The 16,658-nt window shown below is 71.5% G+C and carries 13 protein-coding genes; 5 read left to right on the top strand and 8 right to left on the bottom strand.

Annotated features, from left to right (window positions below; genetic code table 11):
- A partial coding sequence (locus ACWDX6_RS26515; protein ID WP_451487396.1) for a hypothetical protein occupies positions 1-2,823 on the top strand: 2,823 nt, incomplete at its 5' end.
- A gap of 73 nt (positions 2,824-2,896) precedes the next feature.
- Here the strand turns inward: ACWDX6_RS26515 and ACWDX6_RS26510 are convergent.
- Both ACWDX6_RS26510 and ACWDX6_RS26505 read right to left on the bottom strand, forming a co-directional pair.
- On the bottom strand, positions 2,897-3,715 hold the full coding sequence (locus tag ACWDX6_RS26510) for a hypothetical protein (protein ID WP_451487395.1): 819 nt from the start codon (positions 3,713-3,715) through the stop codon (positions 2,897-2,899).
- A gap of 24 nt (positions 3,716-3,739) precedes the next feature.
- Complete coding sequence (locus tag ACWDX6_RS26505; protein ID WP_451487394.1) at positions 3,740-4,849, bottom strand: ferritin-like domain-containing protein; 1,110 nt, start codon at positions 4,847-4,849, stop codon at positions 3,740-3,742.
- A 177-nt stretch (positions 4,850-5,026) separates the two neighbouring features.
- On the opposite strand from ACWDX6_RS26505, the gene ACWDX6_RS26500 reads away from it, so the two are divergent.
- On the top strand, positions 5,027-5,962 hold the full coding sequence (locus tag ACWDX6_RS26500) for an AurF N-oxygenase family protein (RefSeq protein ID WP_403288460.1): 936 nt from the start codon (positions 5,027-5,029) through the stop codon (positions 5,960-5,962).
- Positions 5,963-5,992: 30 nt separating this feature from the next.
- Complete coding sequence (locus ACWDX6_RS26495) at positions 5,993-6,733, top strand: TetR/AcrR family transcriptional regulator (protein WP_451487393.1); 741 nt, start codon at positions 5,993-5,995, stop codon at positions 6,731-6,733.
- Between the two features lie 47 nt (positions 6,734-6,780).
- Here the strand turns inward: ACWDX6_RS26495 and ACWDX6_RS26490 are convergent, their stop codons facing one another.
- Positions 6,781-8,847 (bottom strand): FG-GAP repeat domain-containing protein, encoded by a 2,067-nt coding sequence (locus ACWDX6_RS26490; RefSeq protein ID WP_451487392.1) that lies wholly within the window; start codon positions 8,845-8,847, stop codon positions 6,781-6,783.
- A gap of 128 nt (positions 8,848-8,975) precedes the next feature.
- Here ACWDX6_RS26490 and ACWDX6_RS26485 point away from each other — a divergent pair, with 128 nt between their 5' ends.
- On the top strand, positions 8,976-9,257 hold the full coding sequence (locus ACWDX6_RS26485; RefSeq protein ID WP_451487391.1) for a hypothetical protein: 282 nt from the start codon (positions 8,976-8,978) through the stop codon (positions 9,255-9,257).
- A gap of 76 nt (positions 9,258-9,333) precedes the next feature.
- Positions 9,334-10,620: an NlpC/P60 family protein gene (locus ACWDX6_RS26480; RefSeq protein WP_451487390.1), complete on the top strand. Its 1,287-nt coding sequence runs from the start codon at positions 9,334-9,336 to the stop codon at positions 10,618-10,620.
- Here ACWDX6_RS26480 and ACWDX6_RS26475 read toward each other — a convergent pair.
- From ACWDX6_RS26475 to ACWDX6_RS26455, 5 genes are read right to left on the bottom strand one after another with little or no spacing between them, the layout of a single operon-like run.
- Positions 10,611-11,846 carry a styrene monooxygenase/indole monooxygenase family protein gene (locus tag ACWDX6_RS26475; protein WP_451487389.1) on the bottom strand — a complete coding sequence of 412 codons (1,236 nt, stop codon included), beginning with the start codon at positions 11,844-11,846 and terminating at the stop codon, positions 10,611-10,613. The genes ACWDX6_RS26480 and ACWDX6_RS26475 overlap by 10 nt on opposite strands.
- A 43-nt stretch (positions 11,847-11,889) precedes the next feature.
- On the bottom strand, positions 11,890-12,618 hold the full coding sequence (locus tag ACWDX6_RS26470) for a GTP-binding protein (protein ID WP_451487388.1): 729 nt from the start codon (positions 12,616-12,618) through the stop codon (positions 11,890-11,892).
- Complete coding sequence (locus ACWDX6_RS26465) at positions 12,599-13,018, bottom strand: DUF742 domain-containing protein (RefSeq protein WP_451487387.1); 420 nt, start codon at positions 13,016-13,018, stop codon at positions 12,599-12,601. Before ACWDX6_RS26465 ends, ACWDX6_RS26470 begins: the two co-directional genes overlap by 20 nt.
- Complete coding sequence (locus tag ACWDX6_RS26460; RefSeq protein WP_451487386.1) at positions 13,015-13,497, bottom strand: roadblock/LC7 domain-containing protein; 483 nt, start codon at positions 13,495-13,497, stop codon at positions 13,015-13,017. Before ACWDX6_RS26460 ends, ACWDX6_RS26465 begins: the two co-directional genes overlap by 4 nt.
- Positions 13,494-16,445 (bottom strand): nitrate- and nitrite sensing domain-containing protein, encoded by a 2,952-nt coding sequence (locus ACWDX6_RS26455; protein ID WP_451487397.1) that lies wholly within the window; start codon positions 16,443-16,445, stop codon positions 13,494-13,496. Before ACWDX6_RS26455 ends, ACWDX6_RS26460 begins: the two co-directional genes overlap by 4 nt.
- Between the last annotated feature and the right edge of the window lie 213 nt (positions 16,446-16,658).

Genomic DNA, 16,658 nt, shown 5'->3' with positions numbered 1-16,658 from the left:
GTCGACAACAAGCTGGTCCGGTCGGCGAAGGCGCCGCGTGGGCTGGGCGTCGTGCCGGTCAACGCGCCCGTCGCCGTGCGGTTCGCCAGCGGCAGTGCCGAGAAGGGCCGTGCGGACCGTTCGTATGCCCGCGCTCCGCAGCCCGGTGAGTCCGTGCTCGCCGAGATGGACGTCGCCGGTCACACCATCGCCTACACCTGGCCCGGCGCTCTGCCCGAGCCGGTCCTCGACGGCCCGCGCGCCCTCTACTCCGAGGTCCTGCCGGGCGTCGACCTGCTCCTGGTCGCTCGTGAGGAGGGCGGCTTCGCCCAGCTCCTCATCGTGAAGACCCCGGAGGCCGCGAAGCAGGAGGCGCTGGAGTCCGTCGCGTACGGGCTGCGTTCGAAGACGGCCGTCTTCCAGCTCGACGCCTCCAAGGGCCGCGTGCTGGTCCTGGACAAGAAGGGCACGGAGGTCGGTTCGATCCCCACGCCGTTCGCGTGGGACTCCAACGGCCGCGACCCCGAGCTGAAGGACGCCGCCCCCCGCACCGCCACCACGACCCCCGCCGACGTGCTCAAGCTGTCCGGTCTGACCGGTATCGAGCCCGGCGCGAAGTCCGCCCAGCTCCCCGTCGAGCTGGACGGCGACAAGACCGGCACGGCCCGGATGTTCCTGAACGTGGCCGAGACCGGCCTGTTCGACAAGCCGGGTGTTAAGTTCCCCGTCTTCGTCGACCCGACGCTGAACACGGCGTGGGAAGCCTGGACGACCGCCTACCGTCCGTACCCGAACTCCAGCTTCTACAACGGCACCAACTTCTCCTCCGGCACCTCCGACGCCCGCGTGGGCTACGAGAGCGACACCGGTGGTCTGGCCCGTTCGTTCTGGCGCATGAAGTTCTCGCCGAACATCAAGTACGCGACCGTCACCCGGGCGTCGTACAAGGTCCTCAACAACCACTCCTGGTCCTGCACCAGCCGTGAGTTCAAGTTCTACCTGACCGGATCGATCTCGACCGGTACGACGTGGAACGCGCAGCCGTCCTGGTCGACGCACCTGCAGTCGAAGTCCTTCGCGCACGGCTGGTCGACCTCCTGCCCGGACGAGTACGAGGCGTTCAGCAACACCGCGGTCAAGGACGCGGCCCAGAAGGCCGCCACCGGCGGCTGGTCGAACATCACCTTCGGTATGCGCGCCAGCAGCGAGGGCGACACCCAGACCTGGCGCAAGTTCCGCGCCACCTCCGCCACCCTGGAGGTCGACTACAACACCAAGCCCAACGAGCCCACGGCCGGCACCTCCACCCCCGGCGGAGCCTGCACCCCCGGCCCCGGCGCCGGTGTGACCGTCGGCAAGACCAACATCACCCTGTCGGCCAACGCCAAGGACGCCGACGGCAACCTGTCCAAGCTGCGCTTCCGCTTCTGGAAGACCGGCGGCACGGTCCCGGCCCCCGTCGACGTCACCCCGAACACCAGCGGAACCGCCACCCGGATCATCCCGGCCACGTTCCCGCTGGATGACAAGGCGACGTACTCGTGGGACGTCCAGGCCCTCGACGCGGTCGGCGCCGTCTCCACGTACTACCCGCCGGGCACCGAGCCCTGCCGCATCACCATCGACGGCTCCGCACCCCCGCAGCCCGTCGTCGACGAGGACACCACCCCCTTCAAGCGGGCCACCTCCGACGGCGCCACCTGGGCGACGGTGAAGTTCGGCAACACCGGGCCGATGACCTTCAGCTCTCCCGGTGCGGCCAAGTTCAGCTACGCCTTCGACGGGACCGACCTCAAGTACGTGAACGCGGTCGACGGCGTCGCCACCGTGCCCGACCTGAAGCCGCCGCACGCCGGGCCGAACTGGCTGCAGCTCTACGCGTTCGACTCGCTCGGCAACAAGAGCGCGCGCACGGACTACCTGACGTACGTCCAGCCCAGGGACACCGCCGACGGCCCGCATGACGTGGGTGGCGACAACCTTCCCGACATCCTCCTCATCAACTCCAGCGGCAACCTGTTCAGCTACTCGGGTGGTGTCGGCGGCGACCTGTACGGCAGCCTCGCCGGCTCCTACACCGTCGGCGCCGACGGCAAGGCCGTCATGCACCCGCAGGGCCACTGGTACGACCCGGCCACCGGCAAGGCGGCGCTGATCGCCCACTACCAGGACGCCTACCCCGGTGACGGCTCTACCGACCTGTTCGCCCGGGCCCCGGACGGCCAGTTCTGGCTCTACCCGGGTGACGGTTACGGCAGCTTCAAGGTCGACGACCGGCTGAAGGTCCGCCTCCCGTCGAACGCGCCCGCGCCCTCGACGTGGACGCAGCTCAAGGCCGTCGGTGACATCACCGGCGACAAGCTGCCCGACCTGGCTCTGAAGGCCGGTGCCGCGTTCTGGATCCTGTCCGGTTACACCGGTGCCAGCTTCCAGACCGCCACGCTGATGAACGTCGACGCCTGGGAGCGCCGCGACATCGTCAACATCGCCGACATCAACCTCGACGGCACCCCCGACCTGCTCTGGCGCAACCTGGACAACGGCAACATGTACGTCCGCCACGGCAAGCCCGGCACCGGAACCGGCAGCGTGAACCTCGACTCCCTCAAGCTGGCGGCCAACTCGCTCAACGGCGACGTGGAGTACGGCACGAGCTGGACCGAGGCCAACGTCTCGACGGCGATCGGCATCCCCGACGTCAACGGCGACAAGATCCCCGACATCTGGGCCCGCTCGGGCGTCGACGGCCAGATGCGCGTCTACTACCCCTCCACCACCAACACCAACGCACCGGCCAAGAACGTCCTCTCGGTCGACTGGCGCAGCGTCAAGTCGCTGAGCTGATCATTCCCCGCTCCATCGCATGAGCCCCCCGGCGCCTCGCGCCGGGGGGCTCATGCGTGTGACGAGGCGGGTGTCAGCCGGTGACCGGCTTGCGCATCTCGGCGCGGACCTCGGCCGTGGTCCGGGCGATCTCGGCCAGGTCGACGGTCTTCGGGTCGGCGACCGCCGACTCCGTGGTGACGACGGCGACGAAGGAGGCGGTGTTGCCGTCGCCCCAGGCGCACATGGGGAGGCTCACGGTCCCGGTGGCGTCCTTCGAGGTGGTGACCTGGCAGGTGACGACCAGGCCGTCGTGTCCGGCCGGTGTGAAGTCCTTCGGCGGGACGACCAGCGTGGACTGCTTGTCGACGGCGCCCTTGAGGATGGCGTCGCGGGTGCCCTCGGGGTCCTTGAGGCGGCCGTGGAACCCGGAGACGACGAGGACGGCGTTCTCCTTGCCGGAGTACTCGGCGATGGCTGCCCTGGCGTCCTTGACGGTGGGGTCGTAGGTGTCCTCGACCTCCTTGCCCTCCGTCTCGGAGGCGTCGGTGACCAGCTTGTACTCGCCGCCCAGCAGGGTCTTCGGGACGACGAGCCGGTGCGTCGCCTCGGGGAAGGAGCCGGTGACGCCGATGCCGTCGAGGAGGGTCAGGCCCGCGTAGCCGAGACCGCCGACCACGACCAGGGCGCCGACGGCGATGCCGACGACGATCCCCGTCCGCTTCTTCTTCGGCGGCGGCCACTGCCCCATGGGCGGCTGCCCCCAGGCGCCCGGCCCCGGGCACTGCGGGGGCACTCCCTGCTGGGGGTGGCCCTGCGGCACGCCGTACATCCCCGGCTGCTGCGGGGGCGGCACGTGCCCGACGTACGGGTGGTGGGGCTGCGGATTCTGCGACGGTGGCGGCATGCTCATGCCGGGCACGGTACGTCACCCCGGTCACGCCCCGGCCGCCCCGTCCGCGATCGCCTCACGCACCTCCGCCACCCGCTCACGCTCCTCCGTCGCGAACCGCTCCCGGTCGAGCTGCTCGGCCATCTCCTCGTCCCGGGCCATCAGCAGGTCCAGGCTGGAGTCGCCGAGGTCGAAGACGCCCATGTCCAGGTAGGCCTTCTGGAGGCGTTCGCCCCACAGGCCGATGTCCTTCACGCACGGCACGATCCGGCTGAAGAGCAGCTTGCGGAAGAGGCGCAGGGACTCGCTCCGTTCGGAGAGCTCCGCCGCCTCCTTCCTCGGGATGCCGAAGTTCTCCAGGACCTCGACCCCGCGCAGCCGGTCCCGCATCAGGTGGCAGCCCTCGATCACGAACTCCTCGCGTTCGCGGAGTTCAGCGTCCGACAGCCGGCGGTAGTAGTCGCGCAGCGCCATCCGGCCGAAGGCCACGTGCCGGGCCTCGTCCTGCATCACGTACGCCAGGATCTGTTGCGGCAGCGGCTTGTCCGTGGTGTCGCGGATCATGCCGAAGGCGGCCAGCGCGAGACCTTCGATCAGGACCTGCATGCCGAGGTACGGCATGTCCCAGCGGGAGTCGCGCAGGGTGTCGCCGAGCAGGCTCTGGAGGTTGTCGTTGATCGGGTAGAGCATCCCGATCTTCTCGTGCAGGAAGCGGGCGTAGATCTCCGCGTGCCGCGCCTCGTCCATGGTCTGGGTCGCCGAGTAGAACTTGGCGTCCAGGTCGGGGACGGACTCGACGATCCGCGCGGCGCAGATCATGGCGCCCTGCTCGCCGTGGAGGAACTGGCTGAACTGCCAGGAGGCGTAGTGCCTGCGCATCTCCCCCTTGTCCTTGTCGGTCATCCGGTCCCAGTACCGGCTGCCGTAGAGGGCCATTACCTCGTCGGGGGTGCCGAGGGGGTCGTACGGGTCGACCTCCAGCTCCCAGTCGATGCGCTTGGCGCCGTCCCACTGCTTGTCCTTGCCCTTCTGGTAGAGGGCGAGGAGGCGGTCGCGGCCGTCCTCGTACTCCCAGGTGAAGCGGGCCGAACCCGCCGTCGGTACCGGCCAGATGGGATCCCCGGGAGCCTTCGCGTAGAGGTCGTACGTCGACACCGACGCCTCCTTCACTCTTCACCCGCGCCGTTGAGCGGGCCGCCCTCCAGCTCACACCTTGGTAGACACGGGGTCAACAAGTCGCGCACAGGGGATTGACGGGCTTACTGACGCGCAGTCTCATAAGGGGTGACCTCCGGTAACCAGACTGCGAGCACAGCGAGGTGCCCCACCGTCATGACCGCTTCGACCGAGCACGACTTCACCCTCCTCCGGGACGCCCTCGGCCCCCTCCGCGACCGGGAACAGGTCGCCGAGCGGCTCCTCGAGTCCTCCCTCAAGCACTCCTTCGACCCCGAGACCGAACTCGACTGGGACGCACCGGTCGAGGAGGGCAAGTGGTTCTGGCCACCGGAGCTGGTGTCCCTCTACGACACCCCGCTGTGGAAGCGGATGTCCGAGGACCAGCGGATGGACCTCGCCCGTCACGAGGCCGCGTCGCTCGCCTCGCTCGGCATCTGGTTCGAGATCATTCTGATGCAGCTGCTCGTCCGGCATATCTACGACAAGTCGGTCACCAGCAGCCATGTGCGCTACGCGCTCACCGAGATAGCCGACGAATGCCGGCACTCGATGATGTTCGCCAGGATGATCCAGAAGGGTGGCGCGCCGAGCTACCCCGTGCCGCGGGTCTACCACAACCTCGCGCGCGTGCTGAAGACCGTCTCCACCACCCCCGGATCCTTCGCCGCGACGCTCCTCGGCGAGGAGATCCTCGACTGGATGCAGCGCCTGACCTTCCCGGACGAGCGCGTCCAGACGCTGGTGCGCGGCGTCACCCGCATCCACGTGGTCGAGGAGGCCCGGCACGTGCGGTACGCCCGCGAGGAGCTGCGGCGCCAGATGGTGACCGCGCCCCGCTGGGAGCAGGAGTTCACCCGGCTCAGCTGCGGCGAGGCGGCCCGCGTCTTCTCCGTCTGCTTCATCAACCCGGGGGTGTACGAGAACGTCGGCCTGGACCGCCGGGAGGCGGTCGCCCAGGTGAAGGCGAGCGGACACCGCCGTGAGGTCATGCAGTCGGGCGCCAAGCGGCTGACCGACTTCCTCGACGACATCGGCGTGCTGCGGGGCCCCGGGCGCCGACTGTGGAAGTCCTCCGGACTGCTGGCCTGAGTGTCGCCCTGCGGAGTTACGCTGCGTGGCATGACCAGTCCTGCCACGCCGGCCACGCCCGCGCCGCCCGCGTACCGCCGGCTCAGCGTCGGGGAGCGCAGGATCCAGCTCCTCGGCGCGGCCCTGACGCTGTTCGCGCACCGGGCGCCGGACGAGGTCTCCCTCGACGACGTCGCCGAGGCGGCCGGCGTCTCGCGACCGCTCGTGTACCGCTACTTCCCCGGCGGGAAGCAGCAGTTGTACGAGGCGGCGCTGCGTTCCGCGGCCGATGAGCTGGAGCTGTGCTTCGCCGAGCCGCCCGTGGGGCCGGCGACCGAGCGGCTCGCCCGGGTCCTCGACCGGTATCTCGCCTTCGTCGACGAGCACGACGCCGGGTTCAGCGCGCTCCTGCGGGGCGGCAGCGTGGCCGAGACCTCCCGGACCACGGCGATCGTCGACGAGGTGCGGCGCGCCGCGGCCGAGCAGATCCTCGTCCACCTGGGCGTCGGTCGGCCCGGGCCCCGGCTGCGGATGATGGTCCGGACGTGGATAGCGGCCGTGGAGGCGGCTTCCCTGATCTGGCTGGACGAGGAGAAGCAGCCCCCGGCCGACGCGCTGCGGGACTGGCTGGTCGACCATCTGGTCGCCCTGCTCGCGGCGACGGCGGCGAGCGACGAGGAGACGGCGGCGGTCGTCGGCCGTCTCCTGGCCCAGGAACGGGCCGGGGGCCCGGTCGGTTCACTCGTCCGCCGGGTCCTCCCGGTGGTGGACCAGGCCGCGCACCTCGTCTGACCCCTCGGCCGGGGAGGGGGCGGGGTGCGCGGCCTCACCGCGTCCGGTCAGAAGGACCAGGGGCGGGGTGGGGCGAACGTGCCGTTGCCCGCCGCCGCGTAGAGCAGGAAGCCGCCGTCGACGGCCTTGCGGGCGAGGAGGGCGCCCTTGCCGTCGCCGCTGAGGTCGCCCACCCCGACGAGTGCGTCGAAGGCCGTCCACCCGCCGCCGAGGTCGACGGGCGCCGCGTGGCCGCCGGCGCCGTTGCCGTCGTAGCGGTACATGTGCTGCGTGCTGCCGTCCACGGCGAGGAGGTCCGGCTTGCCGTCGGACGTGAGGTCTCCGGCTCCGACGATCCGGCTGTAGACGCCCCAGCCGCCGCCGAGGTCCTTGCGCGGGGCGTGCGCGCCGGCGCCGTTGCCGTCGTAGCGGTACAGACGGCCGTCGGTGCCGACGGCGAAGAGGTCCGGGTTGCCGTCACCCGTCACGTCTCCGCCGTTCGCCATGAGCCGGATCCCGTTCCAGCCGCCGCCCAGGAGCTGGGGAGCGGTGTGTCCGCCGGATCCGTTGCCGCTGTAGCGCCACAGCCTTCCCTCGTTGTCGACGGCGAGCAGGTCGGGGATGCCGTCCCGGTCGAGGTCGCCGCCGCCGACCAGCTTGGTCATGGCGCTCCAGCCACCGCCGAGGTGGGCGGGCCGGCCGTACCCGCCGCTGCCGTCGCCGTCGTACCTCCACAGCTCACCCGCGTGGTCCGCGGCGAGCAGGTCGCCCTTGCCGTCGCCCGTGATGTCGCCGGCGTCCGTGATCAGTCGCAGCGGTCCGCCGAACCGAGGCCACGGCACACGCTCGAGGACGCGGTCGGTGTGCTCGTTGCTGATCCACAGCTCGTCGCGGGCGGGATCGTACGCGACGTTCTCGATGTGCTTGGAGGTGCGCTTCCACAGCTGGACGGGCTGATGGGGCAGCGCCCGGTAGATGCAGCCGTTCATCGCCACGGCGTTCGGGTCCACGCTCGCGTCGACGTACTCGGGACACGGGGCGGGAATGACGTACGTGCCGTTGCGGGACACGACGCCCTGGGCTCCGAGGATCGGCGAGGTCAGCACCGCGGCGGCCGACGTGGTGAGCGTGCCGGCACCGTCCCTCTTCAGCAGCCCGCTGGCCGGGTCGAGGGGCCAGCGGGCGATCGTGCCGCCGTAGCCCACGAACGGCTTGGCACCGCGGGGCAGGTTCTCCGTGCTGACGAGGGCGGGCTCGGGACCGCTCAGGTCGAGAGAGGCCCCGGCGTGGCAGGGCGTCTCGGTAACGTCCGACTCCGAGGTCGTTCCGCACGCCCGCGTTGTGCCGTCGGGGTTCTGGATGCTCTTGCCGTCGTTGTGGTACTTGCCGACGACCGGCAGGACGTAGGTGTGGTTCTCCGCGCCGAAGACGCCGTCCGGCCCCAGGCCCATGTGCGACCGCGAGGCGTCCACCTTCCAGAACCTGTCGAGGTCGAAGACCCAGTAGCCCTGACCGCTGCCGATGAACAGCCGGTTCTTGTACCAGACGGCGGCGTCGGCATGGGTCTTCAGCCTCTGGAACGAGCCCTTCCCCGTGGGCTCGACGAGCATGACGTGGCTGTACCGGATGTTGTTGCGGTCCGTGGCGTCGGCGAGGGTGATACGGGAAGCGCGATTCTTCACCCACTTGCCGTCCACCCACTCCCCTTTATACCAGGAGGCGATGACGATCCTGCGTCCGTCGACCGGGGCGTAGGGGGTGGTGTTGCTGGTGACGCCCTGCGGCATCCAATCCGTGGTGTTCGTGTCCTCGGCATCCCAGCAGAAGCCCTGGGAGCCCGAGTTGAGGACCTCGTCGCCGGGGTCCGTGAAGCAGGAGGCGCGGCCGACACGGTGGGAGGTCGCGCGGACCGTCTCGATGCCGACCGGGGCCAGGGCGACCGTGTCCGCGAGGCCGGTGAGGTCCTTGTAGTCGAGGCTCGCCTTGGAGCCGGTGACGGGCGTGAGAGGCCGGGCGACCGTCGAGCCGGATGCGACGGGCTGGTCTGCCGCGGCGGCGGGCGGCGCGATGACGGTGGCGGCAACGGCGGCGAGAGCCGCGAGGGCGAGACCTGAGCGGCGTAGAGATCTGCGCATGGGCACCCATCGAAGAAGGAGAGAAGTCGGCGGGGTCAACCATACGGATGCCTGAAAACTCCGTCAACAGCCTTCGCGCGTAACGGTCGTTGCCACCTCGGACAGACGGCAGGGGAGAGACTGGTGGGGTGAGAAGCGAGAACACACCCTTCCGTGGCGGCCCGCTGGATGGCGAGGTCCTGTCCGTCCTCGTCGGACCCACCGGGCATCCGCCGAAGTGGTACGAGGTGCCGGTCCCGGACGCCGGCGGCGGGCCGCCGACCGTCCACGCCTACCGCCGTGAGCCCGCCGGGCACACCAAACGGCTCGGCATCCAGAGCGGCTGGGTCTACGAGTACGCCCCCGGCGGGCGCGAGCGCCGCGAGCTGAAGTGGCCGTGGTCGAAGCCGACGGCGCCGCCGGACGAGTGAGCCACGGGGGCCGAAACACCCCTTAGTGCGTTAATCACATCATTAGGTACGTCATTATCTCCGTGGAGGTGATGACGTGTCAGGACGGTTTCTGCGCACGGTCTGCACGGGGGTGCTCGCCGCGACGACGGCACTGGCGGGGGTTCCGGCGGCCACCGCCGACGACCCGGCCGACCCCCCGGTGGAGGCCCCGGAGACCGGTGGCCCGGAAGAGCCCGAGACCGCCGAAGAGGCCGACGAGGCCGAGACCGCCGAAGAAGACGTCGAGGCCGAAGAAGCGGACGCCGAGGGCACCGACGAAGTCGACGCCGACGACGACGCCGCGTGGCTTCCACCCTCCGGCGGTGACTCCGTCGCCGCTCTCCTCACCCGGCTCCGGACCCTCTACCGGCAGGCCGAACAGGCCACCGAGACCTACAACGCCACCGAAGAGGCCCTCAAGCTCCAGACCGCCGACACCAAGAAGCTCACCGCCCGGCTCACCGCCGCCCGCAAGGCACTGGCCGAGGGCCGTGACGCCGCCGGGCGGCTCGCCCGGCAGCAGTACCAGGGGCGCTCGGAGGTCCCCCCGTACCTCCAGCTGCTGCTGGCCCGCGACCCCCGGCACGCCCTCGACCAGGGGCATCTGATGGTCCGCGCCGCCCGCGACCGGGCGGCCGCCGTCAGCGGCCTGGAAAGCGCGGAGAAGACGGCGGACGCGCTGGCGAGCGCCTCGCGCAAGGCGCTGGACCGGCAGCGGACGCTCGCCGAGCGGCAGAAGAAGCAGCGCGACGACGTCCAGGCCCGGCTGAAGGAGGTCGAGCGGCTGCTCGCCTCCCTCTCCTCCGCTCAGCTGGACCGGCTGACCGAGCTGGAGCGGACCCAGACCGCCGGAGCCCAGCGCGACCTCCTCGGCTCCGGTGCCCTCGACGGCCCCCGCACCCCCTCGCGGGCGGGCGGCGAGGCCCTGCGGTACGCGGTGCGGCAGATCGGCAAGCCGTACGTGTGGGGCGCCGAGGGGCCGGAGTCGTACGACTGCTCCGGGCTGACCTCACAGGCCTGGCAGAGCGCCGGCCGGGCGATCCCGCGGACCAGCCAGGAGCAGTGGCGGACGCTGCCGAAGGTGTCGCTGAGCGAGCTGCGCCCCGGCGACCTCGTGGTCTACTTCCCCGAGGCCACCCATGTGGCGATCTATCTGGGCAAGGGCCTGGTCGTGCACGCCCCGCGACCGGGCGGGCGGGTCAAGGTCTCCCCGATCGCCGCCAACCCGCTGCTCGGCGCGGTCCGCCCGGACCCCGGAGCCGCCCCCCTGGACACGTACACGCCGCCCGAGCTCCCGGCGGGAGCCACGGACGGCGCGGACGAGGGGTTCGATCAGCCCTGAGCGACCGCGCCCAGGTAGGCGGCCGTCTTCTCGGGCTCGTAGAAGAAGTTCTCGAAGTCGGCCGGGTCGTTGAAGCCGTTGGCGAACCGGTCGGCGACGGGCTGGAGCTGGCCGGCGGCGCCGATCAGGTTCAGGACGTGCTCCGGGGGGACGCCGAGCATCGCGTTCGTCCACTTGGTGACGTGCCGCGCGGTGTCCCAGTAGCGGTCGAAGGTGGCCTGCATCCAGGCCTCGTCGAAGGGCTTGTCACCGTTCTCGACGATGGCGGCGAGGTAGGCGGCCGCGCACTTGGAGGCCGAGTTCGAGCCCTGGCCGGTGATCGGGTCGTTGGCGACGACCACGTCGGCGACGCCCAGGGCGAGACCGCCGCCGGGGAGGCGGCCGATCGGGTTGCGGACGGTCGGGGCGTAGCGGCCGGCGAGGGTGCCGTTCGCGTCGGTCAGTTCGACCTTCGTGGCGCGCGCGTACTCCCAGGGCGTGAACTTCTCCATCAGCTCCAGGGTGAGCGCCAGGTGCTCGGCGGGGTCCTTGACGCCCTGGAAGGCGTCGAGGGGGCCGCCGGGGACGCCTTCCCAGAAGAGGATGTCGGCGCGGCCGGAGTTCGTCAGGGTGGGCATGACGAAGAGCTCGCCGACGCCGGGGACCAGGTTGCAGCGGACGGCGTCGAAGTCGGGGTGCTCCGGGCGCGGGCCGAGACCGTGGACGTACGCGACGGCCAGTGCCCGCTGCGGCTCGCTGTACGGGGAGCGGGCGGCGTCGCGGCCGAACATGGAGACCAGCTCGCCCTTGCCGGCCGAGACGAGGACCAGGTCGTAGGCACGGGAGAAGTAGTCCAGGTCGGAGACGGCGGCGCCGTGGATGACGAGCTGGCCGCCGCGCTGGGCGAAGGTCTCCATCCAGCCGGCCATCTTCACGCGCTGGTCGACGGACTGGGCGTAGCCGTCGAGCATGCCCACCCAGTCGATGGCGCGGGAGCTGTCGGGGGCGGCGACGGAGACGCCGAGGCCCTTGATCTGCGGGGCCTGGGACTCCCAGAAGTTGATCCCGAGGTCGCGCTCGTGCTGCAGGGCGGTGTGGAACATGCACTGGGTGGACATGACCCGGCCGGTCCGGATCTCGTCCGCCGTGCGGTTGGACATGAGGGTGACTTCGTACCCCTGCGACTGCAGTCCGAGGGCGAGCTGGAGACCGGACTGGCCGGCCCCGACGATGAGTATCTTCCGCATGGCGGGTTCCTAACGAATGATCAGCTTTGTGCGGGGGTGGCCGTTATCCGGGAGTCGCCTCGAGCGCGTGCGCGACCATCGCGAGCAGGGACTCGATCACGCTGTACCGCTTGCGCGCGTCCATGATCACGACCGGTACGTGCGGGGGCACCGTCAGGGCCTCCCGGACGTCCTCGGCCTCGAACCGCTCGGTGCCCTCGAAGTGGTTGACGGCCACGATGTACGGCAGCCCGCAGCTCTCGAAGTAGTCGAGCGCGGGGAAGCAGTCGGTCAGCCGACGGGTGTCGGCGAGCACGATCGCGCCGATCGCGCCGCGCACCAGGTCGTCCCACATGAACCAGAACCGCTGCTGTCCCGGCGTGCCGAAGACGTAGAGGACCAGGTCCTTGTCGAGCGTGATCCGGCCGAAGTCCATGGCCACGGTCGTGGTGAGCTTGTCGGGCGTCGCGGAGAGATCGTCGGTCTCCTCGCTGGCCTGCGTCATCAGTGCCTCGGTCTGGAGCGGGGTGATCTCCGAGACCGCACGGACGAAGGTCGTCTTGCCGACGCCGAAACCGCCCGCGACCACGACCTTGGTCGCGATCGGCGCCCGGGTGTGGTCCAGCTGCCAGTCCTGGGCGCCGTCCTCGGCCCGCGGCTCCCTCGCGGCCTCGGCCTCGGACTCGGCCTCGGACTCAAACGCGGTCCGCGGCTCGGGATCGGGCTGCGGGGGGATTCCGGAGAGGACCGGAGACTCGGAGACGGCGGAGACGTCAGAGGCGACGGAGTCCACTCAGCACCCTTTCGAGGAGCGCGCGGTCGGGCTGGCCGGTGGCGTGACCGGTCCCGTACACACGGATCTTTCCCTGGTCGGCCAAGTCGCTGAGCAGCACTCGGACGACACCCAACGGCATCTTCAGGAGCGCCGAGATCTCGGCGACGGTACGCATCCGGCGGCAGATCTCGACGATCGCCCGCATCTCCGGCATGAGGCCGCGGGCGCCGGGCCCGCCGTCCGTGATCACCTTGCGGGCGGGCGGCGCTTCGAGCGCGGCCACGAAGGTCTCGACGAGCAGGACGTGGCCGAAGCGGGTGCGGCCGCCGGTGAGCGAGTACGGGCGCACGCGCGCCGGGCGGCGGCCTTCCCCGCGGACCGGCAGCCTGGCGGAGTGGGCGTGGGAGGCGGACGTCACTGGGCGCTCTCCATCGATTTGCGCAGCTCGCTGCGGAGTTCGGGGGTGAGTACGTGTCCGGCGCGGCCGACGAAGAGCGCCATGTGATAGGCGACGACGCTCATGTCGCAGTCGGGCGTGGCGTGGACGCCGAGCAGCGAGCCGTCGCTGATCGACATCACGAAGACGCTGCCCTCTTCCATGGCCACCATCGTCTGCTTGACCCCGCCGCCGTCCATCAACCGGGCCGCACCGATGGTGAGGCTGCCGATGCCCGAGACGATGGTCGCCAGATCGGCGCTGGAGCCCTTGGGGCCGGTGGCGCGGTGGACCTCCTCCGGTGTGCCGCTCTGGGCGGGGTCGGAGGACAGCAGGAGCAGCCCGTCGGAGGACACCACGGCGACGGAGCGCACGCCTGGCACCTCCTCGACGAGGTTGCCCAGCAGCCAGTGCAGGTTACGGGCTTCTGTGCTCAGTCCGAATGTTCCGGTCGCAGTCAACTGCGTGCCTCCTCGACTGTGTCCCCCGTCATCTCCTCGGTACGTGCCTCGGTACGTGTGGTCTGTACGGCCTCGATCTCGGCCTCCACGTCCCGGCGGCCCTCCTGGGCGCCCCGGTGGAACCCTCCGAGCCTGCGACGCAGGGCTTCGGCGTCCACACCACCCTTGCGGGGGGCTGCCGGGCCGTCCGCCGGGCGGACTATCCGGGGTGTGCGCTTGGGCAGGCCCTTGTCGGTGACCCGCTGGGCCTCCGGGTGGTCGTCGGACGCCGGGAGGTCGTCGGGCGCCGGGAGGTCGTCCGGCTCAAGGCCGTCGTCCGTCTCCGGCTCCGGCTGCGAGTCCGCGTGGGGTTCGGCCTGGGCGTCCGCGTGCGCGTCCGCCTCGGCGTCCGCGTGCGGCGGTTCCTCCGCGGCGCGCTCGTGCGTGTCCGGCTCGGACGGCGGGTCGGGGAGACGGACGTGCAGGGTCGTCTCGGCCGGGTTCCCCGCCGCCTCCCGCTCGGGGTCCAGCGTCTCGGCGGGGGTCTCGTCCGCCGCCGCGATGGCCTGTTCCGCCGCCTCGACGAGCGGGTCGCGGGTGCGGGACGGCAGCGTGTTGGAGTTCGCCTCGGCGACCGAGCCGGGGAGGTTCAGGGCCGGGGCGGCGCCCCCGACGGGCACGGTCGGCGTGGCGGTGGCCGGCGGGGCCGTCGGAAGCAGCGGCAGCGGCAGCACGACGACGGCCGCGATGCCGCCCTGCTTCTGCTCCCGCAACTCCACCCGTACGCCGTGCCGTGCGGCGAGCAGGGCGGTGACCCGGATGCCGAGCCCCTCCCCCTCGACACCGGCCGGGTCGGCCTCGGCGAGGCGCGCGTTGAGCTCCGCGAGCCGGGACTCGGTCATGCCGATGCCCTCGTCCTGGACGGAGAGCATCACCTCGCCGGACTCCAGGAGCCAGCCGGAGAGCTGGACCTGGGCGTCGGGCGGTGAGAAGGCGGTCGCGTTCTCCAGGAGCTCGGCGAGCAGGTGGCTCAGGTCGTCCGCGGCGAACCCGGCGACCTGGGCGTGCGGCGGAAGCGATTGGATGGTGACCCGCTCGTACCGCTCGATCTCGCTGACGGCCGCGCGCACCACGTCGACGAGCGGGACCGGGCCCGGGTGGCCGTGGACGTGCTCGTGCCCGGCGAGGACCAGCAGGTTCTCGCTGTGCCGGCGCATGACGGTGGCCATGTGGTCGAGCTTGAAGAGGGTGGCGAGCCGCTCCGGGTCCTGCTCCCGCTCCTCCAGCTTCTCGATGACGCCGAGCTGGCGTTCCACCAGGCCCAGGCTGCGCAGGGAGAGGTTGACGAAGGTGTGGTGGACGCTGTTCCGGAGCCGTTCGAGCTCGGCGGTGAGCCGGGCGGTGTGGCCCTGGAGCTCGGCGCGCTGCGCGGCGAGTTCGGTGGCGAGGGCGTCGCGGGCCCCGGCCAGGTCGGCGCGCTCGCCGTCGAGCCGCTCGGTGCGGACGGCGAGGGCCGCCAGCTTGCCGTGGAGCGTGTTGAGGGACCGTACGACCTGGGCGAACTCGTCGTTGCGGCCGGTGAAGCGGACCGGCTCCTCGGTCTCGGGGGAGGCCGCGAGGCGGGCCGCTCCGATGCGCACCGCCGCCAGGGGGTGGGTCAGGCTGCGGGCGACATAGGTGGAGATGCCGATGGCGACGAGGAGGCAGCCGCCGAGGAAGGCGATGCGTACCTCCAGCGCGGTGACGTCGTCGTCGCGGAGCTGGGCGAACCGCTCCACCTGCTGGGTGGCCAGGGCGGACTCGACGCCCCGCATCTGCTCGATGCGAGCGGAGAGCGCGGCCTCCAGCTTGTCCGGGTCGGTCTTCCGCTCGGACTTGCTCAGCTGGGGCTGGTCGGTCAGACGGGTCAGATAGCGCTCGGCGCTCTTGACGTCCGGGCCGGTGACGGTGGCGGCGAGGGAGTCGCGGCCCTCGGCGGTGGCGGCCTGGTCGAAGTCGGCGAGGGCGCCGAGTTCGCGGACCCGGGCCTGCTGGGCGGCGGCGGCCAGGGCGTCCCGCGTGCGGGCCGCCTCCTCCGCGCCGTCGGCGTCGGCCGCGACGTACGTACCGGTGACGGGGTCGTAGTACGTGCCGGTGGACTCCGGCTCCGGGACGGCGAGAGCGGCCAGGAGCAGGCCGCGGCCGGCGGAGGCCTGCTCGACGGCGCGGCCGAGGGCGGCGGGGGCCCGGGTGGCCTCGGCGGCCCGGGCGGGGGTCTTCTCGGCGAGCTCCTCGGCGAGGGCGTGGAGCTTGGCGATGACGTCCGAGTACGCCTTGTGGGCCTCCAGGGCCGTGCCCTCGCCGGTGAGGGCGGTGCGGCGGAGGGAGGGCAGGCCGGCGAGGTCGCGGCGCAGCTCGGTGGGCGCGGCGGGGCGGATCTCGTCGATCTGGCGGTCGACGCGGCTGGAGCGGGCGTTGGTGATCTGCCGCCGGTCCTCGCTGTCGCCGGTCTGCTCGTCCCGGCCCGCGGCGATGTAGGCGACGACCTCGTCGCGCTCGTCGGCGAGGGAGTGGGCGAGGGTGACGGCCTGGCGGTCCAGTTCGGCGAGGGTGACCAGGCGCTGGGAGTCGGCCAGTTCGCCGGAGGCGGTGAGGATCACGGGGGCGCCGGCGGCGAGGACGGTGACGCCGACGAGGGCGACACCGGCCATCAGGCGGTTGCGGACCCGCCGGGAGCGGCGGGCGGGCGGCGCGGCGGCCGTGCTCGCGGTACCGGGGGCGACGGCCGCAGTGCCGGGGGTACCGGGGGCGCCCGGGGTGCGGTCGCCGGCGGGTGCTCCGGTCGGGCCGTCGGCGCCGCGGGCGCTTTCGCTGCCGGGGGCTCCGGGGGTGTCAGCGGTGCCGCGGCCCGTGGCGTCGCCCGTGGTCAACGGGTCACCGGGGCTCTGGCTCCGCGTGCCGTTGTTGCTCCGAGGCCGCTTCTTCTGCACCGGTGCTCGCATTCTCGACTCGTCCACCCATGAAGCAGAGGTGACGACCGGTCACATGAAAGAGCGCCCCCACCCCTGGTACGGCTTCCGACCATTCCAGCGCTTCTGGGAAGGGGACGCGCATCGGCCGCTCCGCCACCCGAACGAGTGAACAACACTCCTGAGTTGGCGAACAACTTCCCCGGGAGGCCGGTGCGGGCCTCTGGGCGGCGC

The sequence above is a fragment of the Streptomyces sp. NPDC003027 genome (genome assembly GCF_053591435.1).
Note: the sequence above shows the minus strand (reverse complement) of the source record. Positions and strands in the feature narration are given on the sequence as shown.